This is a genomic window from Thalassomonas sp. M1454, from assembly GCF_007097525.1.
Lineage (GTDB): Bacteria > Pseudomonadota > Gammaproteobacteria > Enterobacterales > Alteromonadaceae > Thalassotalea_A.
The window spans coordinates 714,305-736,888 of sequence record NZ_VKDD01000002.1; the positions used below are offsets into that span (position 1 = coordinate 714,305).

At 37.4% G+C, this 22,584-nt stretch carries 19 protein-coding genes; 13 read left to right on the forward strand and 6 right to left on the reverse strand.

Annotation, left to right across the window (positions count from 1 at the left end; genetic code table 11):
* Positions 1-263: 263 nt before the first annotated feature.
* The 7 genes from FNN08_RS05195 to FNN08_RS05225 all read left to right on the forward strand — a co-directional run bounded on the left by FNN08_RS05195 (position 264) and on the right by FNN08_RS05225 (position 6,638).
* The gene (locus FNN08_RS05195) at positions 264-911 is read left to right on the forward strand and encodes a pseudouridine synthase (RefSeq protein ID WP_260679268.1); all 648 of its coding nucleotides are present in this window, start codon (positions 264-266) and stop codon (positions 909-911) included.
* Positions 912-988: 77 nt separating this feature from the next.
* Positions 989-1,441, forward strand: a complete 453-nt coding sequence (locus FNN08_RS05200) for an NUDIX hydrolase (RefSeq protein ID WP_143583669.1) — start codon at positions 989-991, stop codon at positions 1,439-1,441.
* A gap of 172 nt (positions 1,442-1,613) precedes the next feature.
* Positions 1,614-2,759 (forward strand): tRNA 2-thiouridine(34) synthase MnmA, encoded by a 1,146-nt coding sequence (mnmA, locus tag FNN08_RS05205; protein WP_143583670.1) that lies wholly within the window; start codon positions 1,614-1,616, stop codon positions 2,757-2,759.
* 13 nt (positions 2,760-2,772) lie between these two features.
* Positions 2,773-3,408, forward strand: coding sequence for a high frequency lysogenization protein HflD (gene hflD, locus FNN08_RS05210; RefSeq protein WP_260679269.1), 636 nt, complete (start codon positions 2,773-2,775; stop codon positions 3,406-3,408).
* A 36-nt stretch (positions 3,409-3,444) separates the two neighbouring features.
* Positions 3,445-4,812, forward strand: a complete 1,368-nt coding sequence (gene purB / locus FNN08_RS05215) for an adenylosuccinate lyase (RefSeq protein WP_143583671.1) — start codon at positions 3,445-3,447, stop codon at positions 4,810-4,812.
* A gap of 95 nt (positions 4,813-4,907) precedes the next feature.
* Positions 4,908-6,074, forward strand: a complete 1,167-nt coding sequence (locus FNN08_RS05220) for a cupin domain-containing protein (RefSeq protein WP_143583672.1) — start codon at positions 4,908-4,910, stop codon at positions 6,072-6,074.
* A 102-nt stretch (positions 6,075-6,176) separates the two neighbouring features.
* Positions 6,177-6,638, forward strand: coding sequence for a GNAT family N-acetyltransferase (locus FNN08_RS05225; protein WP_143583673.1), 462 nt, complete (start codon positions 6,177-6,179; stop codon positions 6,636-6,638).
* A gap of 21 nt (positions 6,639-6,659) precedes the next feature.
* Here the strand turns inward: FNN08_RS05225 and FNN08_RS05230 are convergent, their stop codons facing one another.
* A complete protein-coding gene (locus FNN08_RS05230; RefSeq protein ID WP_143583674.1) occupies positions 6,660-7,085 on the reverse strand; it encodes a DUF4826 family protein in 426 nt (141 codons plus the stop codon).
* A gap of 288 nt (positions 7,086-7,373) precedes the next feature.
* Between FNN08_RS05230 and FNN08_RS05235 the strand changes: the two genes are divergently transcribed.
* Positions 7,374-8,411: a Glu/Leu/Phe/Val family dehydrogenase gene (locus FNN08_RS05235; RefSeq protein ID WP_143583675.1), complete on the forward strand. Its 1,038-nt coding sequence runs from the start codon at positions 7,374-7,376 to the stop codon at positions 8,409-8,411.
* A 73-nt stretch (positions 8,412-8,484) separates the two neighbouring features.
* On the opposite strand, the gene FNN08_RS05240 is transcribed toward FNN08_RS05235, so the two are convergent.
* Both FNN08_RS05240 and ppsA read right to left on the reverse strand, forming a co-directional pair.
* Positions 8,485-11,541 (reverse strand): FAD-binding and (Fe-S)-binding domain-containing protein, encoded by a 3,057-nt coding sequence (locus tag FNN08_RS05240; protein WP_143583676.1) that lies wholly within the window; start codon positions 11,539-11,541, stop codon positions 8,485-8,487.
* A gap of 199 nt (positions 11,542-11,740) precedes the next feature.
* Complete coding sequence (gene ppsA, locus FNN08_RS05245; RefSeq protein WP_143583677.1) at positions 11,741-14,113, reverse strand: phosphoenolpyruvate synthase; 2,373 nt, start codon at positions 14,111-14,113, stop codon at positions 11,741-11,743.
* A gap of 124 nt (positions 14,114-14,237) precedes the next feature.
* Between ppsA and FNN08_RS05250 the strand changes: the two genes are divergently transcribed.
* Both FNN08_RS05250 and FNN08_RS05255 read left to right on the forward strand, forming a co-directional pair.
* The gene (locus FNN08_RS05250; RefSeq protein ID WP_143583678.1) at positions 14,238-15,047 is read left to right on the forward strand and encodes a pyruvate, water dikinase regulatory protein; all 810 of its coding nucleotides are present in this window, start codon (positions 14,238-14,240) and stop codon (positions 15,045-15,047) included.
* A gap of 81 nt (positions 15,048-15,128) precedes the next feature.
* Complete coding sequence (locus FNN08_RS05255) at positions 15,129-16,175, forward strand: 3-deoxy-7-phosphoheptulonate synthase (RefSeq protein ID WP_143583679.1); 1,047 nt, start codon at positions 15,129-15,131, stop codon at positions 16,173-16,175.
* A gap of 45 nt (positions 16,176-16,220) precedes the next feature.
* On the opposite strand, the gene FNN08_RS05260 is transcribed toward FNN08_RS05255, so the two are convergent.
* The gene (locus tag FNN08_RS05260) at positions 16,221-16,685 is read right to left on the reverse strand and encodes a low molecular weight protein-tyrosine-phosphatase (protein ID WP_260679270.1); all 465 of its coding nucleotides are present in this window, start codon (positions 16,683-16,685) and stop codon (positions 16,221-16,223) included.
* A 128-nt stretch (positions 16,686-16,813) separates the two neighbouring features.
* Here FNN08_RS05260 and FNN08_RS05265 point away from each other — a divergent pair, with 128 nt between their 5' ends.
* Together FNN08_RS05265 and FNN08_RS05270 are read left to right on the forward strand one after the other, a co-directional pair.
* Positions 16,814-17,857 carry an SGNH/GDSL hydrolase family protein gene (locus FNN08_RS05265; RefSeq protein ID WP_143583680.1) on the forward strand — a complete coding sequence of 348 codons (1,044 nt, stop codon included), beginning with the start codon at positions 16,814-16,816 and terminating at the stop codon, positions 17,855-17,857.
* Between the two features lie 111 nt (positions 17,858-17,968).
* Positions 17,969-19,798 carry an SLC13 family permease gene (locus FNN08_RS05270; protein WP_143583681.1) on the forward strand — a complete coding sequence of 610 codons (1,830 nt, stop codon included), beginning with the start codon at positions 17,969-17,971 and terminating at the stop codon, positions 19,796-19,798.
* 68 nt (positions 19,799-19,866) lie between these two features.
* Here FNN08_RS05270 and FNN08_RS05275 read toward each other — a convergent pair whose 3' ends face one another.
* A complete protein-coding gene (locus FNN08_RS05275) occupies positions 19,867-20,253 on the reverse strand; it encodes a DUF2750 domain-containing protein (RefSeq protein WP_143583682.1) in 387 nt (128 codons plus the stop codon).
* 39 nt (positions 20,254-20,292) lie between these two features.
* On the reverse strand, positions 20,293-21,348 hold the full coding sequence (gene aroG / locus FNN08_RS05280) for a 3-deoxy-7-phosphoheptulonate synthase AroG (protein WP_143583683.1): 1,056 nt from the start codon (positions 21,346-21,348) through the stop codon (positions 20,293-20,295).
* 207 nt (positions 21,349-21,555) lie between these two features.
* On the opposite strand from aroG, the gene add reads away from it, so the two are divergent.
* A complete protein-coding gene (gene add, locus FNN08_RS05285) occupies positions 21,556-22,551 on the forward strand; it encodes an adenosine deaminase (RefSeq protein WP_143583684.1) in 996 nt (331 codons plus the stop codon).
* Positions 22,552-22,584 lie beyond the last annotated feature (33 nt).

Consider the following 22,584-nt stretch of genomic DNA (forward strand, 5'->3'; position numbering starts at 1 on the left):
GTTCTCTTCATTAACTTACTTAATGAATGAGATTATTTTCTAACTACAGCAATGTGCAATAGTTAACTTTATTAGGTAGTTATAAACTTTTAATGTTTATTTTATTTAGAACAAATAGTCTAATCGGGCGGTAGTATATCAGCAGTTAATTGATTAAAATAGAGCGTAACAGCACTCTTTATACTAACTTTATTTATACTCATTATATATTTGATGAATATATAGTGTTTTCTAAGTGAATATTTAAAATATTGGAAATCATATTGCGATCTCGTCAAGCATTACCTGCTAAGCAAAAATTAAACAAAACTCGGTCATCTAGCAGCTATAGACGGCAAAAACCGGTAAAACAGAAAGTTAAACACGATACCGGACCAACTAAAATTGTACTGTTTAACAAACCGTTTGATGTATTAACGCAATTTACCGATGACCAAAACCGTAAAACATTAAAAGACTATATAGATATTGAAAATGTCTACGCCGCGGGGCGATTAGATAAAGATTCTGAAGGCCTACTTTTACTTACCAACGATGGTAAATTAATTCATCAACTAGCAAATCCAGCCAATGGCAAACAAAAAGTCTATTGGGTGCAAGTAGAAGGCGAACCTTCTCCAGAATCAATTAAGCAATTAACTAATGGTGTAGAATTAAAAGATGGTTTAACAAAGCCAGCCAAGGTCAAGATAATAAACGAGCCTGATATTTGGCAAAGAACGCCTCCAATTAGAGAGCGTAAAAATATCCCTACCACTTGGCTTGAGATCACTATAAGCGAAGGTAAAAACAGGCAAATACGAAGAATGACAGCCCATATTGGTCATCCAACATTACGTTTAATTCGTTATGCTATTGGAAAATACAATTTAGGCGACTTAATGTCAGGCTCGTACAAACTATTAGAATAAAAGCTTGTAAAACAATTAGATATACAGAGCAAAATATAGTTACGCGTAACCAAAAAACAATAGAAAAGAGAGTTCCTGTGTCAGAACAGTTTAAACCTAACGCAACAGTTGCAGCAATTATTCATCATCAAGGCAAGTTTTTAATCGTTGAAGAAATTGATGACGGCAACGTAGTTTACAATCAGCCAGCTGGTCATATTGAGGCAGATGAAAATATTATAAATGCACTCAAAAGAGAAGTTAAAGAAGAGACTGGTTTAGCAGTAGATCCTGAGTGTTTAAGTGGCATTTATTATCATTATCGAGCGGAGTTAAATCTTTATTATTTGCGCTTTTGTTTTGTCTGTGAACTCGACAACTGGGCTGAGACTTCACCTAGTGATGCAGATATTATTCAAGCAGTCTGGTTAACAGAGCAAGAACTAAAGGCTAAAGGTAAACAAATTAGAAGCCCGTTAGTGCTTGAATGTATTGATGATTATCTCGCAGGAAAACGCTATCCCCTATCCATTTTACACAGTAATATTTAAAGCGACTTATTCAGACTAACTTATACAATAAAAGTAACTGTTTTTAACCTTTTAGGGATGATTTAAACATCTAAATCATGCTACAATTTGCGCCATTTTATAGCCGAGCTAACTTTGTAACTTAATTTACAAGCTAAGCCTTAACCAAATATATACTGGGAAATACAAGTTCTTGAGTGCTGAAACATTAAATACGACTACCGAAACTAATGGTAATGAGAAGTTAAAAGTCATCGTTGGCATGTCCGGCGGTGTTGATTCATCTGTATCTGCTTACTTGCTTAAACAGCAAGGTTATCAAGTAGAAGGCCTGTTTATGAAAAACTGGGAAGAAGATGATGATGACGAGTATTGTGCTGCAATTGATGATTTACGTGACGCTCAAGACGTATGTGACAAATTAGGTATTGAACTTCATACTATCAACTTTGCTACCGAATACTGGGATAACGTATTTGAATATTTCTTAGAAGAATATAAAGCCGGTCGTACTCCCAACCCTGATATTATGTGTAATAAAGAAATCAAATTTAAAGCATTTCTAGAGTTTGCATGTGAAGATATGGGCGCAGATTACATTGCTACCGGACACTACGTACAACGTCGCTTTAACGAAGAAACTCAGCAATTTGAAATGTTACGTGGCTTAGATAGCAATAAAGATCAAAGCTACTTTCTTTATACCTTGAGTGACAAGCAAGTTGGCCAAACACTTTTCCCTGTTGGTAATATTGAAAAACCTGAAGTTCGAGCTATTGCCGAGCGTGAAGGTTTAATTACCCATAATAAGAAAGATTCTACTGGTATCTGCTTTATTGGCGAACGTAAATTCAAAGATTTCCTAGGACGTTACCTCCCTGCCCAACCAGGCATTATTGAAACAGCTGAAGGCGTTGAGGTTGGTAAACATGATGGCTTAATGTATCACACACTTGGTCAACGCAAAGGTTTGCATATTGGCGGCTTAAAAGACGCTGGTGAAGCGCCTTGGTATGTAGTTGATAAAGATATGAAGCGTAATGTTTTAATTGTTGGCCAAGGTAGCGACCATCCGAGATTATTCTCGAAAGGGCTAATTGCCGATCAATTACATTGGGTTAATAGAAAACCAATAGCTATTGATGAATCCATGTCTTGTACCGTTAAAACTCGCTATCGCCAACAAGATGTTGCTTGTACTGTTAAACGAATCGACGAAGAAAACTATCAAGTAATTTTTGATCAACAACAAAGCTCGGTAACTCCAGGGCAATCGGTTGTTTTCTACCAAAACGAAGTATGTCTTGGTGGCGGTATCATTGATACTTTGATCAGGTAGTTAAGGAACACCATTGTCTACAACAAATAACGACATCATTGAACAGAGCATTGCCTTTGCTGCAATTTGTCAATCTGCAGTCATGGTGCAAGGCATTGCCAGAAAAAATCAACTAGACGACGATTTATTCACGTTAATGCTAAACAGCATAATTAATATGACACCAAGTAACACGTTGAATGTTTACGGTGACGAACTGGTTAATCTACAAGATGGGTTAACCATGATGTTTACTCAAATTGGTGATAGCAGTGCCAAAAAAGATCCTGAACTAACACGCTATATCGTTAGTTTAATGAACTTAGAGCGACGCTTAAAAGGCAATGCAAAAGCCTTAGCTTTGTTAGAGAAAAAAATTGATGATTGCCAAAGACAGCTTGCTCATTTCGCTATCGATAGCGACCAAATGACCAGTAATCTAGCCAGCATTTATACAGACGTTATTAGTCCTCTTGGCGCAAAAATACAAATTGCCGGAGAGCCAAACATATTAAAACAAGTAGGCAATCAAAATCGGATCAGGGCGCTACTACTAGCCGGTATTAGAGCCACAGTTTTATGGCGACAAGTCGGTGGCAAACGCCGTACTATTTTATTTAAACGACGCAGTTTTGTTACTGCGGCAAAAGATTTATTAAAACAAATTTAATTAGCATTTTATTTATTAAACATTTTGGGAACACTTATGGAACTTTCTAGTATTAGTGCAATTTCACCAGTTGATGGTCGTTACGGTAGCAAAGTCGCTGCTCTTCGCCCTATTTTCAGTGAATTTGGTTTGATCAAATACCGCGTAACGGTTGAAGTACGTTGGTTACAAAAATTAGCTGCAACTGCAGAAATAGCCGAAGTACCTGCACTTTCTGAACAGGCCAATGCATTTTTAGATTCAATTGTAGATAACTTTTCTGAAGAAGACGCTTTACGTGTTAAAACAATAGAAGCAACAACTAACCACGACGTTAAAGCAGTTGAATACTTATTAAAAGAAAAAGTTGCTGACAACGCTGAGTTAAACGCGGTGTCAGAATTCATCCACTTTGCTTGTACTTCAGAAGATATTAATAACTTATCTCACGCTCTAATGTTAAAAGAGTGTCGTGAATTAGTGCTATTACCAGTATTAGACGAAATTTTAGCTGAGATCAAAAACTTAGCAATTGAATACAAAGCAATGCCTATGTTGTGTCGTACTCACGGCCAACCAGCTAGCCCAAGTACTATGGGTAAAGAAATGGCTAACGTTTATATTCGCCTTAAGCGTCAGCGTGACCAAATCGCTAATGTTGAATTCTTAGGTAAAATCAATGGCGCTGTTGGTAATTATAATGCCCACCTGTCTGCTTACCCAGAAGTAAACTGGCATGAGTTTTCAGAAACGTTCGTAACATCACTAGGTATTACTTGGAATTCGTTCACAACTCAAATTGAACCACACGATTACATTGCTGAATTATTTGATGCAATCGCACGCTTCAATACTATCTTAATCGATTTCGACCGTGATATTTGGGGTTACATTGCTCTTGGTCACTTCAAACAAAAAACTATTGCTGGTGAGATCGGCTCTTCAACAATGCCTCACAAAGTTAACCCAATTGATTTTGAAAATTCAGAAGGTAACTTAGGTATTGCTAATGCCCTATTTGCTCATTTAGCGAAAAAATTACCAGTTTCTCGCTGGCAGCGTGACCTAACAGATTCAACAGTATTACGTAATTTAGGTGTTGGCTTCGCTCACTCTTTAATTTCTTACCAGTCAACTTTAAAAGGCATTTGTAAGTTACAAGTTAACGAGCAAGCATTATTAGATGAGTTAGATAAAAACTGGGAAGTTCTTGCTGAGCCAGTACAAACGGTTATGCGTCGTTACGGTATCGAAAAACCATACGAAAAACTTAAAGAATTAACTCGTGGTAAACGTGTTGATGGCGACTCTATGCGTGCCTTCATTGACAAGCTAGAAATGCCTGAGCATGCCAAAGATGAGTTAAAAGCAATGACACCAGCTAGCTACATTGGCCGTGCAATTGCATTTATTGATGAAATTTAATTAATCAATAAAACCCAAACCATCACAAAACAAAAGGCGCACTAGCGCCTTTTTTTACTAAAATAATATCATTTCAAACAATAGTTAAGTTATCCATGAAAATACACTTTAAAGATTTAACAAACGAGCAATTCTTAAAACATTACTGGCAAAAACAACCTCTTCTCATTAAAGGTGCATTTAAACAGTTTGTAGATCCTATTGAAGCAGATGAACTGGCAGGCTTGGCTATGGAAGATTTTATTGAATCTCGCATTGTTAGCAAATCAAATACCGCATGGGATGTTAAGCACGGTCCATTTGAAGACTTTTCAGAGTTTGGTGAATCAGATTGGACTTTATTAGTTCAAGCGGTAAATCACTGGTTTAAAGGTGTAGATGATTTAATTGAGCCATTTCGTTTTATTCCAAACTGGCGTATAGATGATGTTATGGTAAGTTTTTCCACTCCTGGTGGCGGCGTTGGTCCACACTTAGATCAATACGACGTATTTATTATTCAAGGCAGCGGAAAACGCCGATGGCGCGTAGGCGCTCCTGATGCAAGTTTAGAACAATTACTACCACATGAAGATTTAAAGCAAGTTTCAGAATTTACTAGTATTATTGATGAAATTACTGAGCCTGGTGATTTATTATATATACCGCCAAATCATCCACACGATGGAATCGCCATTGATAACTCTATCAACTACTCTATTGGTTTCTTAGCTCCTAGCAGCCAAGAGTTACTATCAGGCCTTGCCGATTATAATTTAGATAATAATTTAAATGCTGAACGAATTGATGATAGCTTAAGACAAGCTACAGATACGCCAGAACAATTAAGCTCAGTTGACTTAGATTTATTAACCAATACCTTAAAGAAAAGCTTATCCGATCCCGATGTAATTAGTGACTTTTTAGGCAAATACTTAACCACAGTTCATCACACATTGAACCTTTTAATACCTGTAGAGCCATTAACAATAGATTTTATTAAAGAAATTTTATCAGATGGCGAACAACTTAATCCGGTACTTGGATTAAAATGTATATTACATAGTTCACAGCATAACTCTGACTCATTAGATAATAAAAACAATCGTTTATTTGTTAATGGAGAAGTATTTGAAGTCGCCAATGAATCTATTCTTTTTGCCAAGTTGCTCGCGAGTAAGCAAACTCTTAGTATTAATGAGCTAAAAACTCATTTGAATTGTTTGAAAAATCAGCAACTGTTAACTAATGTTATAAATAAGGGGCTATGGAGTTTTGAGTGATCATAACTTTACAGTGTTTGTTTATAGGTAAATCAATTCCGCTAATTTACATTTATTTGTAATGCATGAAGTGGAGTTTGTAAAAAGATTGGTCACGTAGATATGCCGTATCGAGTAAATGTGGTGAACTGGCAACAAGCTAAGTCACAACTAAAATCTGTCAGAGAAAAAGTATTTGTCTGTGAAAGACGTATTCCTTATGAAGTAGAATTTGATCGAAATGATCGACGAGCGCATCATGTGCTTGTTGTTGATGAAGACTCAAAAGAACCTGTTGCAACGGGTAGAATAACCAACCAAGGTGAATTATCGCGAATTTGCGTAGTAATATCTAAGCGCAAATCGCCTATTGGCAAGCAAGTGATCGACACCCTACTCGATATCGCCCGTAAAAATAATTTAAAAGAAGTATATATCAACAGCTCGCTAGATGCTGTTGATTACTTTTTAAAGCATAATTTTAGAACACAAGGCTCCGTTTTTATGGAAGCAGGACTACCACGACAGCGCATGGTATGTCCTTTACAAAAAATCGACTTTAAACGCTTTTACTTATCGCATTAGCAATACTTAGGTTAATAACACTTATTTCCACAACTTTTCGTCGTTACATAAGTGATGCAAGCCTTCAGCTCTTTTCACTAATAATTGTGCAAACTTAACTTGGGTTTCATCACCTCTGGAAGATTGCATAATATTTTCCGCTTGTAGCTGCCACTTCATAGAGAAATGTCTTAACGCTTCTTGGGCTGTTGCTGCGGCTTTAACAGGGATATGATCACATGGTACTTCACCGCTAATCACCCACAAAGTTCCATCGGCTAAAGTATTTAGTTTCCATACCGATACTATTGGTAATAAATAACGGCTATCTTCTGCCGTTACTGAATTAGTTACTATGCCTTTGTCAGCTAAATATTTAGTTGCTTTCAAGTATAAGTTTCTAATTAACTGTTGGCTTTCTTCTTCAGTTAACTCTTTAACGTCTCTTGGTTGATTTTCTTGTGTCATTTGGATCTCAATACATCTAATAAATTTCTTAACTGCATACTCGCTGAAAATAAGCATAATAACAAGCCTAAAATATCGATTAATCAACATAGAAAGTGTATTCATATCTTAACGAATGACTTTTAAACAAATTTATCTTAAACCTAGTCAGCATGTGCTTTAAATGATATTGTTCTGCCACTTTTTCATAGCTGTCTATTATCATTAAAAAGATAGCATTTAAATAAATAGTCTTAGCAGCAAATCTGACTAAGCTAAATAATTATAATTTTAAATTTGGAGAACAGTGTGGCTGTTTTTGATCAAGTAGATTTTGATAATCACGAACAAGTTGTTTACTGCAGCGATGAGCAATCTGGCTTAAAGGCTATTATTGCCGTTCACAATACTAACCTAGGCCCAAGTGCTGGTGGTTGTCGTTTCTGGGATTACGAAAATGACGAGCTTGCCCTTAAGGATGTACTTAGATTATCTAAAGGAATGACTTACAAAAATGCGATGGCTGGTTTAAAGCTAGGTGGTGGTAAAGCCGTAATAATTGGTAATCCTAAAAAGTTAAAATCCGAAGAATTATTTAGAGCTTTTGGCCGTGCAGTAAATAATTTAAATGGCCGTTATTATACAGCTGAAGACGTAAACATCACGACTGCTGACATGGGCATAGTTAATCAAGAAACAGACTATGTTTCCGGCTTAGAAGGACAAAGCGGTAACCCGGGTCCATTTACTGCACTAGGTACCTTTTTAGGTATAAAAGCTGCCGTTAAATTTAAATTAGGTAAAGATGACTTAACGGGTATTAGAGTTGCCGTGCAAGGTTTAGGTAGTGTTGGTTATTCGCTATGTGAACAACTACATGCTGCAGGTGCACAATTAGTTGTCACAGATATAAATGAACAAGCATTAACTAAAGCAAAAAACGAGCTTAATGCAACCGTTGTTGGTTTAGATGAAATTTACAGTCAAGACGTAGATGTATTCTCTCCTTGTGCTCTTGGTGCCAGTATAAATGATGAAACCATCAAACAATTAAAAGCGGTTATAATTGCAGGCTGTGCAAACAACCAACTAGCACATGGTTATCATGATCAAGCATTATTTGATGCAGGGATTTTATATGCACCAGATTACGTGATAAATGCCGGAGGCATCATCAATGTTGCGCTAGAGATTTACCCTGAAGAATATTGCTCGGATGAAGCTACTCGTTTAGTACAAAACATCTACGGCACATTAATGAATGTATTTGAAAAAGCTGAGGCAGATAAACACCCTACTGGTCGTGTCGCCGATGAAATGGCCCGCGCCATTATAGCCAAAGGTTAACATCAAGGTGTCAGACACCTTGATTGTTCAACAACTCTGACACCTTGAAAAAAAGCCGCGAATGCGGCTTTTTTTAAATCGGTTTTACGTGCTGCAATAACACTTGAACTGGGTGTTTAAGTTGGCGCTTGCCTAAACGTTTTACTTGGCTTCGACATGAAAAGCCCGTCGCCATTTGATACGCACTGTCCCCTGCATCTACTGGTTTTTGCCAACTTAGCTGATATAGGCCAGTACTTGCTTCTTGGTTTTGGCTTTCATGGCCAAAGGTACCAGCCATACCACAACAACCAACACTTTGAGCGCTCACACGCAAACCAAAATGTTCAAATATTTTTTGCCATTGACTTTCGCTCGAAGGTAGTGCGGTTTTCTCAGTACAATGACTAAATAGTTGATAAATAGGAATGTACTTTGGCTCACCTGCTGGTATTTGTGTTATTAAATCAATTAGCCATTCATGGCTTAATTGCACACTAAACTCACCTCGACTATCACCTAACACTTGTTTGTATTCATCACGATAACAAAGCACTAATGATGCATCCATGCCTATCATAGGTATATTCAATGCACTTACTCGATTTAAAAATTCAGCTGTTGAAGAGGCCGTTTTAGCAAACTTAGCTAAAAAGCCTTTTACATGCTGCGCCTTACCATTTGGCTTAAATGGCAGTAAAACCGGTTGTTTACCTAAATTAGCGGCAAGTTTCATCATGTCTGCAACTACGGTTGCATCATAATAAGAAGTAAACGGGTCTTGTACGATCAAAACGTAATTTTCGCGCTCTTGCGTTGATAAACTCTGAAGCTTTTCTAGATCAAACTTAACATAGCTTTCTGTTTGTATTTGCTGCTTAAGTGACGGTGAAGATAATAATGGAGTATCAACATAGCCTAAACCATGTTTGGCAAACATTTTAAATAAAGGATTATCAATGGCAAAATTAAACACAGTAGGCATTTTTGCCATTACCGGTGCTAAATTTTCAACTTGAGCTACGAAATGATCTTTAACAGGTCGTAAGTAACGAGAATAATAAACATTAATGAATCGTGCTCTAAAATCTGGGACATCAACTTTAACAGGACACTGACTCGCACAAGCTTTACAAGCTAAACAGCCGCTCATTGCATCCATTACTTCATTTGAGTAGTCGTAACTGCCTACTTTAGTTTTTACCGTGTTGACCGTTTTCAGTACTAAGGATTTAGCAGATATAGTTGAGCTAGTGGTTTCAAGCTGTGTAAAGTCGACACCTTTATCTGTTAATAATCTTAGCCATTCTCGCATAAGTCCTGCTCTACCTTTTGGAGAGTGACGACGATCTCGAGTAATTTTACTCGATGGACACATCGGGCTTTTACTATCAAAATTAAAACAAAGACCATTACCATTACAGTTCATTACTGAAGGGAAATCTTCTCTAATTTGTACAGGAATTTGACGATCAAATGCACCGCGTTTTTTGGCATCAACCGAAACTAGTTGCTCGCTAGAGTCTATTGGCGTACAAATTTTACCCGGATTCATTTTATTTAAAGGATCGAATGCGGTTTTAATTTTTCGTAGCTCTAAAAATAGTTCTTCACCAAAAAATGTTGGGCTATATTCACTGCGATAACCTTTACCGTGCTCACCCCACATTAAACCGCCATATTTAGCCGTTAATGCCACAACCTTATCAGATATTTGTCTTAAGATTACTTCTTGCTCTGGATCGCACATATCAAGTGCTGGACGAACATGTAATACGCCAGCATCCACATGACCGAACATGCCATAATCAAGTTTGTAGCTATCAAGTAGGTCTCTAAACTCCATAATAAAATCTGCAAGATTTTCTGGAGGTACGGCAGTATCTTCAGCAAAAGCTAAAGGCTTTGCATTACCTTTAGTATTACCTAATAAACCAACAGCTTTTTTACGCATACCGTAGAGTTTGTTTATACTGCTTAAATCATAGGTTAGCTGATAACCAATGACGCCTTCATCATTGGCAATTACCTTATCTAATATAGCGGTTAAGTCATTAACCTTTTGTTCGACTTCACTTTTTTCAAAGCCAGTAAATTCGGCAATATTGAGACCGTCCATTGTTTTGTTATCTACATCAGTAATAAGATCCTTTACTGAATGCCAAACGATATCTTGTTTTGCTAAATTAAGAACTCTCGAGTCAATGGTTTCTACTGAAAGAGCTTTAGCGTCAATAAGCTTTGGAGAATGCCTTAATGCAGATTCGAAACTGTCGTATTTAATATTTACTAAGGCTCTTACTTTTGGAATTGGCGTAATATTTAACTTTGCTTCAGCAACGACTGCTAAACTGCCTTCAGAGCCTGTGATCACACGCCCTAAGTCAAAGTTTTTTAGATCAGATGAAAATACATTTTCTAAATCATAGCCTGTAAGAAAGCGATTTAAGCGAGGAAACTTCTCTAATATCTTATCCCTATTATCAAGACAAGATTGCAGAGTTGCTTTATATAGCGCCCCTACACTACCTTCTTGCTCTGCGAGTAAATGTGCTTGCGCGATATCAACCGCTTGCGTGGAAAACTCCTCTCCATCGGCAAGTACGCAGCGCAAACCTAACACGTGATCTGAGGTTTTACCATAAACTAACGAGCCTTGACCGGATGCGTCTGTATTTATCATACCGCCGATGGTGGCACGATTACTTGTTGATAGGTCGGGAGAAAAGAAATAACCAAAAGGTTTTAAGTATTCATTAAGTTGGTCTTTAACAACACCTGCTTGTACTCGAACCCAACTCTCTTCTATGTTAATTTCGATAATTTCGCGCATGTGTTTAGATAAATCAATAACAATGCCTGGTGTGAGTGACTGGCCATTGGTACCGGTACCACCACCTCGCGCACTAAATTTGATTTCGGCAAACTCAGGCTTACTCGCTAAACTAGTGATGAGTTTAATATCTTCAACTGTCTTAGGATGTAAAACAGCTTGCGGTAACTGTTGATAAACACTGTTGTCAGTGGCAACAGCAAGCCTGTCGCCATATTGACAAGCAACGTCACCTGAATAGTTTAGCTTTTTTAAGGCTTTAATATACTGCTGGTAAACAGGCGAAATAACATCGGTAAAATCAAGACGAGGAAGCATATAACTCTTATTACTAACTAATTTAAGATTAATAACCTATGATGCTAAAAAAATGTTAGTAACACAATTCATTTTGCTTATAGTTGATAAGTTTTTGCTATTTAGAGCAGTGCAATATCTATTAACAAACTTATTTGTCAATAAGATCAAAAAAACCGGCAAAAAATGCCGGTTTTCAATGTTCAAAATAAATAATTTATTACTTATTTTGCTCAGCTAAATATAACCAAGTATCTAAAACTGAATCAGGGTTAAGTGAAACAGAGTCAATTCCTTGTTCAACTAACCATGCAGCAAAGTCTTTATGATCTGAAGGACCTTGGCCACAAATACCTACGTATTTGCCACGTGCTTTACAAGCTTTAATAGCCATTGAAAGCAACGCTTTGATTGCAGGGTTACGCTCATCAAATAAATGCGCGATTAAGCCTGAATCACGGTCTAAGCCAAGAGTTAACTGAGTTAAGTCGTTTGAGCCAATAGAGAAACCATCGAAGTGATCTAAGAATTGGTCAGCAAGTAATGCATTTGATGGTAATTCACACATCATAATAACGCGTAAACCATTTTCACCACGAACTAAACCGTTTTCAGCTAATATAGCAATAACTTGCTCTGCCTCTTCTAGTGTACGTACGAATGGGATCATGATTTCAACGTTGGTCATACCCATATCATTGCGCACACGTTTAATCGCTTCACATTCCATAGCGAAACATTCACGGAAGTTTTCAGAAATATAACGAGAGGCACCACGGTAACCTATCATTGGGTTTTCTTCTTCTGGCTCGTAAATGTCACCACCAACTAAGTTTGCGTATTCGTTTGATTTAAAATCAGACATACGAACGATTACTTTTTCAGGTGCAAATGAACAAGCTAATGTTGAAATACCTTCAGTAAGTTTAGCGATGTAGAACTCTTTAGGTGACTCATAACCAGCAATAATATCGTCAATTTCAGCACGTAAATCTGCTGACTCATTTGCGTAGTTAAGTAATGCTTTAGGGTGAACGCCAATCATTTTATTGATAACGAATTCAACACGAGCTAAACCAATACCTGAATGAGGTAAACGCGCGAAAGAGAATGCTCGGTCTGGGTTACCAACGTTCATCATGACCTTCATTGGGATTGCAGGCATGTTGTCAATTTCAGAGGTTGTTACGCTGTAGTCTAACTGACCTTCATAAATGTAACCTGTGTCACCTTCTGCACAAGATACTGTTACGTCGGTGCCATCAGCAATTTTAGAGGTAGCATCGCCACAACCAACAACAGCAGGAATACCCATTTCACGTGCAATGATTGCAGCATGACAAGTACGGCCACCACGATTAGTAACAATCGCAGAAGCGCGTTTCATGATAGGCTCCCAATCAGGGTCAGTCATATCAGTAACTAAAACGTCACCTGGTAAAATCTTATCCATTTCATCAATAGAGTTAAGTACTTTTACTGTACCTTTACCAATTTTTTGACCGATTGAACGACCTTCACAAATTACATTTGATTTATCTTGTAACTGGAATTGTTCTAATACGTTTGCGCTTTCACGGCTGCGTACTGTTTCTGGACGTGCTTGTACAATGTAAAGCTTACCGTCTAAACCGTCTTTCGCCCACTCAATATCCATAGGACGCTTGTAGTGTTGCTCGATAATTACAGCCTGTCTTGAAAGTTCTTCAACTTCGGCATCTGTAATTGAGAATGTGTTTGATTGTGCTTCTTCAACATCAACGATTTCAACTTGCTTACCATGCTCTGGATTGTCAGCGTAAATCATCTTAATTGCTTTTGAGCCAATGTTACGGCGAACTACAGCGGGCTTATTATCAGCTAATGTTGGTTTATGTACGTAAAACTCATCTGGGTTTACTGCACCTTGAACAACCATTTCACCTAAACCAAAGCTTGAAGTGATAAATACTACGTCTTCAAAACCAGACTCAGTATCAATTGTAAACATAACACCAGAAGATGAAATGTCACTACGCACCATACGTTGGATACCAGCAGATAAGGCAACACCACGGTGGTCGTAACCAGAGTGAACTCGGTACGAAATAGCACGGTCATTAAATAATGAAGCAAATACATGTTTGATTGCAATCATTACTGAATCAAAACCACGTACATTAAGGAAAGTTTCTTGTTGGCCTGCAAATGATGCATCAGGCATATCTTCAGCAGTAGCAGATGAACGAACAGCAAATGAAGCATCTTCAGTGAACTCGCCAGCTAGTTGAGCGTAAGCTTGTTCAATATCTTTTTGCATGTCAGGTAGGAAAGGAGTTTCAACAATCCAATTTCTGATTGTTTCGCCGCACTCTGTAAGAGCCGCTAAATTATCCACATCAAGAGTATCTAATAAGGCATAAATTTTATCATTTAAGCCTGATTGTTCAAGGAATTCGTTAAAGGCAAAAGAGGTAGTAGCAAAACCTCCTGGAACTTGTACACCTAAATTTTCTAGGTTACTAATCATCTCACCAAGTGATGCGTTCTTACCGCCAACGCGATCTACATCACCCATTCCCAAATCTTGATACCAAAGTACATTTTCTTGCACGTGACTCTCCAAGCGAGTTAATAAATTGTAATGTTGAGGTTAAAGCCTCGAAATTCATCGACATTCTACACTGCAAATTGATAAACTAAAACTCCTATTGAAAGTTTTTACATGAGAGAACAAAATGCGCACAGCTTTTTACATTTCCGATGGAACAGCCATCACATCAGAAGTTTTTGGTCACGCCCTTTTATCACTTTTTCAAGTAGAATTTGAACACGTTACTATCCCTTTTGTAGAAACCATAGAAAAAGCAAATGAGGTAGTACAACAAATCAATAGAGCACATAAAAGCTCAGGCGAAAAACCTTTTGTTTTTCATACCTTTGTAAATCCAGAAATCCGTGAAACCATAGATAATAGTCAAGGCGTAATTTATAATTTTTTAGAGCATTTTGTACAACCTGTAGAGCAAGAATTAGGCATTAAAGCCAAGCCTAAAACCCACAGAACTCATTCCATTCATGAGAACAGTTATGACTTTAGAATTGATGCAGTTAACTTCGCTTTAGCTAACGATGATGGTACAAAAGTAACGAATTATGAACACGCAGACGTAATTTTAGTTGGTGTTTCTCGTTCAGGTAAAACCCCTACCGCTTTATACCTTGCTTTGCAATATGGTGTTAAAGCTGCAAACTACCCTTTTACCGATGATGACATGGATGAATTAGCTCTTCCTGACTTCCTTAAAAAACATAAAAAGAAAATATTTGGCTTAAGCATAGCGCCAGACAGATTACATGAGATCAGGGATGGTCGTATGGCCAATTCAAAATACTCTTCGGCAAGACAGTGCCGTATGGAAATTCGAGAAGTTGAAAAGCTATATAAAAAAGAGAAAATCCCTTTCTTAAACACAACAAAGCTATCCGTTGAAGAGATTTCAGCCAAAATTCTCTCTGAAACTGGTCTACAGCGTTATAAATACTAAGTTATAGCGATAAATTTGTTCCATTAACTACCGTTTTTAGCTATGTTAGCGCGGTAGTTAATTTTTAGGATAATATTTTACATGACCATTCAAACTGATGGCTTTCGTACCTCACTAATCGATCATTTAATATCGCCAGCACAACTTGCCCGAGATATACCCTTATCGGATAAAAATGCTGACTTTATAATGCAATCAAGACAAGTTATTGAAAACATTATTAGTGGTAAAGATAAACGCTTGTTAGTTGTTATTGGTCCATGTTCAATTCATGATCCTGAAGCTGCATTAGATTATGCGCGCAAACTAAAAGTTATTAGAGAGCAATATAAAGATTCTCTAGAAATTGTGATGCGTGTTTATTTTGAAAAACCACGTACAACTGTTGGTTGGAAAGGACTGATCAGCGACCCTGATTTAGATAAGTCTTTTAATGTTGAAAAAGGCCTACACTTAGCCCGCAATTTATTAATGCAAATTAATGAAATGGGCATTCCTGCAGCAACAGAGTTCTTAGATATGGTTACTGGCCAATATATCTCAGACTTAATTAGTTGGGGAGCAATTGGCGCTCGCACCACTGAATCACAAGTTCACCGCGAATTAGCATCGGCATTATCTTGCCCAGTTGGCTTTAAAAATGGTACCGACGGTAACGTTAAAATCGCTATCGATGCAATTCAAGCATCAAGCGTACCGCACGTTTTATACTCTCCAGATAAAAGCGGTCAAATGTGTATCTACCAAACATCTGGTAACCCATTTGCGCATTTGATCTTACGCGGTGGTAAATTACCTAATTATTCAAAACAAGATATTGATAGTGCATGTGAGCAATTAAGCAAAGCCAAATACACGCCAAGTGTTATGGTAGATTGTAGCCACGGTAATAGTGAAAAAGATCACAACAAACAAATCAATGTTGCGCAAGAGCTAGCAAGTCAAATTAAGGCAGGTTCAACTGGCGTATTTGGCGTTATGATTGAAAGCTTTTTAGTTGCAGGTAATCAGAAAGTGATCCCTGGCCAAGAGTTAACCTACGGCCAAAGTATCACTGACGCTTGTGTAGACTTAGAGCAAAGTAATGAAATCCTCGAGACCTTAGCTTCTGCAGTTAAAAGCAAATAACGTATTTATGACTATATAAGAGCAATCTATCTGATTGCTCTTTATTTAAAGCCTTAACTCATCAAGTAAGCCATCGCTGGCATCTTCAATTAAATCTAAGACCAACTCAAAGCCCCTACTTCCTCCGTAATAAGGATCAGGTACTTCTGTTTCAGAGAACTTATTTCCGTATTCTAAAAACAATTTAACTTTGTGCTTGTATTCCTCAGGCGCAAGAGCCAATAAATTGTTTAAATTATCGTTATCCATTGCTAAAACTAACGAAAACTTCTCAAAATCTTCCACACAAACCTTACGAGCTTTAATGCCTTTAAAGTCATAACCTCGTGCAACTCCAGCCTGTTGTGAACGAGGATCTGGTTTTTCACCTTTATGCGACCCAATAGTACCAGCTGAATCAATTAACACATCGACGCCTTGCTGTTTTGCTTTCGCTCTAAATACAGCTTCTGCAGATGGCGAACGACATATGTTGCCCATACAGACGAATAGAACACTTACAGGTTTCAAAAAGCTCTCCTTTAAAATTCACAATAAAGATTAACATACAATTCAACAACTTAAATATTATCGATTATTTAAATAAATCGTGATAACGTAATATTTCTAACAATAATAAGTATACTCAAAATTATATTATGCACACGATAAAACACCTAATTAAACCAAGTTTACTGTTACTTTTCTGTTCTTATTCTTCTCTTTCAACTGCTGCCAATATCTCACCTAACGACGATAGTATCTTTTATACTGGCCGTGTTTCTGCTGATCATAGATTTGCATGGACAGGCTCTGGCTTTAACCTTGGTGTAAATCAAGGAAGTGTTGCAGCATCTTTTACGGTAAATAAAGAAAGTGCCATAACAGTTTTAGTTGATGATGTAGAAACCGTGCATGTTTTAAAAAAAGGTACTCATACCTATAACTTAACGAAAGATCTTCCTCAAGGTCAGCATTCGATTTCTGTATTTAAGCGCAGCGAAGCGCAAAAAGGTACGATAAAGTTTAATGGTTTAACCATTGACGACGATGCTAATGTTTTTGCATTAGCACAACCTGAAAAGAAATTTATGGCTATTGGTGACTCAATTACTTGTGGCTATGGCAACGAAGCTAAAACCATTAAAGAAGGCAATACCATTGCCAATCAAAATGGTTATATGTCTTATGCCGCAATTACTGCACGAGAATTAAATGCCCAGTTAATGATCACTTGTTGGTCGGGTCGTGGTTTATATCGTAATCGCCATTTAAAAAATGATCGCGATGGTGTTATGCCTGAGTTGTTTAACTACGTGTTACCTGTTGAGCAAGAAGAAAACTGGCAACCCGCAAGTTATGTACCTGATTGGATTTTAATTAACCTGGGTACTAATGATTTAGCCCATGCCGATAAAAAAGGTGCTTTGAGCAAAGATAACTATCTCAGTGCTTATAAGAAATTTAGCGACAAGCTTATTAAGCTTTATCCAAATGCAAAATTGATATTTGCCATTGGGCCAATGAAAAATGCACCTATTAATCAATGGCTAACCGAGTTTAGTCAAAATTATCAACAAGCAAGCTTTGTTGAGTTTGCGCCGTTTGCCAGTGAAGATGAAAAAGGAGGGCATTTCCACCCTAGTGTATTAAAAGATAAAAAAATGGCTAACACCTTAGTTGAGCACATCTTAAAGCATTAATTTTAACTTTTAATTTGTTTATTGCTAAGTGTGCTGTTATTTAAACTACACTTAGCAATTACATCATTTACTGTATTACTTACACAATAAGACTTAAATGGGATACTGGCTTTGAATATACCTGCATTACCGAATAATCATGCGTTGGCCATGTTAGTTATTACTGTTATCGCCTTATATTTTTTCAGACGAGAAGACATACCATTACAGACCTCTTCCTTAGCCGTAATAGCTTTATTGGGGTTGATATTTACTGTATTCCCTTTTAGTACGGCAGGTGAGCATTTAGAACCCTCTTCGTTATTTTTTGGCTTTGGTCATGAGGCACTTGTTACTGTTTGTGCTCTTATGATTATTGGCCAAGCATTAGTTAGAACCGGCGCGTTAGAGCCCATAGGGAGAAACTTAGCTAAGCTTTGGAAAATAAGCCCTATGCTTTCACTTTTAATAACGCTTTTAGTTGCTGGTATTTTAAGTGCTTTCGTTAACAACACCCCTATTGTGGTTTTATTCTTACCTATCCTTATTAGTGTCTCTATTCGAACTAAAACAGACTCTTCGCCAATGCTACTTCCTATGGGGTTAGCCACATTAGTAGGCGGTATGACCACAACCATAGGTACTTCAACAAATTTATTAGTGGTAAGTGTTGCTAGTGATATGGGGGTAAGAAAATTTGGCATGTTTGATTTTGCTATGCCGGCTCTTATCGCAGCAGGCATCGCCGTTATTTATTTATGGTTAGTTGCTCCACGTTTGCTGCCAAAGAGGACACCTTCTTTACCTGATACATCACCACGATTGTTTAGTGCTTATTTAAATATTGCAGATGATAGTTTATCTGTGGGCAGAACCGTTGCCGAAATAAGAAAGCTTACCGACAACCAAATGTCGATTGAATTTATTCAACGTAGTCCAGATTACCGCAACGTTATGCCCTTACCTGATACCATCATTAAAGCCGGCGATCGATTACAAGTTAAAGACTTACCCGATCAATTAAAAGAATATGAAACGGTATTAAATGCCACCCTTTATGCTGGTAAACATATTGTCGATGAAAATCATCCGTTAGTTGCTGATAAACAAACCTTAGCAGAAATCGTGGTAATACAAGCTTCTGGCTTACATGGTAAAACCTTAAAAGAAGTCAGTTTCAAGCAGCGTTTTGGCGTGTCAGTTTTAGCTTTACACCGAGAAGGTAAAGCTATGGATATCGGTAGAAACAGTATTAGTAATGTCCGCATAGAAACTGGCGATGTGTTATTAGTACAAGGTGATGATGAACAAGTTGCGGTATTAAAAGCTGCTCGTGGCTTACTTATTATTGATGGCGCGGCCGACTTACCCCATTCAAAGAAAGCTCCATTAGCATTGGCAATTTTAATTGCAGTAGTTACTGTTGCGGCAATCGGTATTTTACCTATTGCGATGAGCTCTATTTGCGGTGTTTTAGCCTTACTGGCCACTAAGTGTATTAATTGGGATGACGCATCATCGGCGCTAAGTAGTCAGGTTATTATGATTGTTGCCGCGTCACTTGCTTTAGGTGCTGCCTTGATGAAAACCGGTGGTGCTGAATACATGGCACAAATGTTTGTGGCTATGGCGTTTAGTTTGCCGCCATCTGGCGTACTAGCAGCGTTAATGCTTTTATTAGCCGTATTAACCAATATTGTATCTAACAATGCTGCAGCCGTTATAGGCACTCCTATTGCTATCTCAGTTGCGCAGCAGTTAAACGCTCCTGTTGAGCCCTTTATTCTAGCTGTTTTATTCGGAGCAAATTTGAGTTACGCAACACCAATGGCTTATAAAACTAACTTACTAGTAATGAATGCTGGCGGTTATAAATTCTCAGACTTTATGCGAGTTGGTATTCCGTTAATTATTATTATGTGGCTTACTCTATCGACACTGCTCAGTATAATGTACTTATAATGAAAATTACTCAGATACAAAAAAGGCTCATTGATTAAATGAGCCTTTTGTTTTTTATTACAATGTATTTAGTTTTTACGAGCTAACTTAGCTAATTTTTTATCTAAAATTTGTTCAAATTCATAAGGATAAAATAACTGGCCCGAAAGTTCTTTAGTTGGAAAGATAATTAAAGACAACTCATCTTCTTCCATACCTGGTAGCCATTTATCTTTAAGCTCATCAAAACTTAATTTTAACGGCTGACAATGTTCCCACTCATCAGTTGCCCAAAGCGCTGCCATTTCATTACTTGGCCAAAATGGCACGTAATCATTGTCTTCTTCAGTAAGCATAACTGCGCCATGCTCATCTGTTAAAATCCAAGTTTCGCGTTCACTCATCAAACTTTGCATGAATAACTCATAGCGTTGTTCATCAGATAAATTGATACTATTTTTATCTATTAAGGTCATTTATATCCCCTACATAGTCTTTCTAAATTAAACTAATGTTTAGCTGTTGATGCGTTGCTGTGAAGCTTTAGCTAAACGAGCAAGTAATTCTTCGGTGTCATCCCAACCAATACAAGCATCGGTAACACTTTGACCATAAGTTAGCTCTTGCCCTTCGACTAAATCTTGACGCCCTTCAACTAAGTGGCTTTCAACCATAACGCCAAAAATTGATTGATTACCGTCATTCATTTGCTGACATACATCATCACAAACAAGCATTTGGTTTTCGAACTTTTTACTTGAGTTCGCATGGCTAAAATCAACCATGATTTTTTCAGGTAATTTACTTGCAGCTAATTGCTCAGTAATGGCATTAACATGCTCTGCTTGGTAATTTGGAGCTTTACCACCACGCAGAATGATATGACAATCTGGGTTACCTTTAGTTTCAACAATCGCAGAGTTACCAAGCTTAGTTACCGATAAAAAGTGGTGTGGCGCTGCAGCTGCACCGATAGCATCTATGGCAACTTTAATTGTGCCGTCTGTGCCATTTTTAAAGCCAACCGGGCAAGACAAACCTGATGCTAACTCGCGGTGTACTTGTGATTCTGTTGTACGCGCACCAATAGCACCCCAACACATAAGATCAGCCATATATTGTGGTGTGATCATATCTAAATATTCACCCGCGGTAGGTAAGCCCATTTCATTTAATTCTAACAGTAATTTACGGCCCATGCGCAAACCATCATTAATATGGAAGCTACCATCTAAGTAAGGGTCGTTAATTAAGCCTTTCCAACCAACAGTAGTTCTTGGCTTTTCAAAATAAACACGCATAACAATTTCTAAACTGTCTTTATATTTAGCGCGTAATTTATTTAACTTTTGGCCGTATTCTAACGCAGCTTTAGGGTCATGAATTGAACATGGGCCAATAACTACAAGTAAGCGTTGGTCTTTATTATTAAGAATGTTGCTGATTGATTGACGACCTTCAAAAACACTTTTTGCTACATTATCGGTTGAACGATAGCGCTCTAGTAGTGCAACAGGAGGTAAAAGTTCTTTGATTTGGTTTATACGGACATCATCAGTTTGGTACAGCATACTATTCTCATTCTTATAAAGTGTTAATTATTCTGTTTTGCAGAAGCTTATCTTCAATCTAACAGTGTTTTCTATTCAATCCAATGATAAAATGCAGTAATTGCTCTAAAAACATAAAATTTTACGATTAATACAATTGAAAACAACAATCGCGTTGTTTTTAATCTATATTTAAGCCTAATAATATAACAGTCTGTGGATACAACTATGATAGCTAAGCACTTACCTCTAATAGATTTACATCGTCACTTAGATGGTAATATTCGAGCTAAAACTATTTGGCAACTAGCACAACAAAACTCTATCCCCTTACCCGTTGAACATTTTTCAGATTTTATCAAACACGTTCAAATTACCGATAAAGCCAATGATCTTATGGAGTTTTTATCTAAACTCGATTGGGGCGTTAATGTATTAAAAACATTAGATGATTGTAAGCGTGTTGCCTATGAAAACGTTGAAGACTTAACTTTAGCAGGTATCGACTATGCTGAATTACGCTTTTCTCCGCATTATATGGCAATGGCGCATAATTTAAATACGGCAGATGTAGTCGCAGCAGTTGCAGAAGGTGTTAGCCAAGGCTGTAAAGACTTTAACGTTAAAGCTAATTTAATTGGTATTTTAAGTCGTACCTTCGGACTTGAAACATGCCAACAAGAACTAGATGCCCTATTGGCCCATAAAGACCAATTAGTTGCTATCGATTTAGCTGGAGATGAATACAATTTTCCAGCAGAGTTATTTACTCAGCAATTTAAACAGGTTGAGCAAGCCAATTTGCAAGTTACGATTCATGCTGGTGAAGCTGCCGGGCCGATGAGTGTTTGGAACGCGATTAACCATTTAAAAGCAACGCGTATAGGTCATGGCGTTAAAAGTATTGAAGATCCAAAACTAATGGATTATTTAGCTCAAAATAATATCACTTTAGAATCTTGCTTAACCTCAAATTATCAAACTGGTACAATTGCGAGCATTGAGCAACACCCTATTCGTCAATTTTTAGAACGCGGGGTGAATGTTTGTTTAAACACAGACGATCCTGCTGTCGAAGGAATTGAGTTAAAGCACGAATTTAACATAGCAAAAGACATTGTTGGTTTAAACGACAAGCAACTTGAACAATTACAAATAAATGCTTTAAATGCTGCATTTATTTCAACATCAGAAAGACAAATGTTACTGGCTGCAAAGAGCTAAGTGCAATCTAACGTTTATTATTAATAAGGTAAA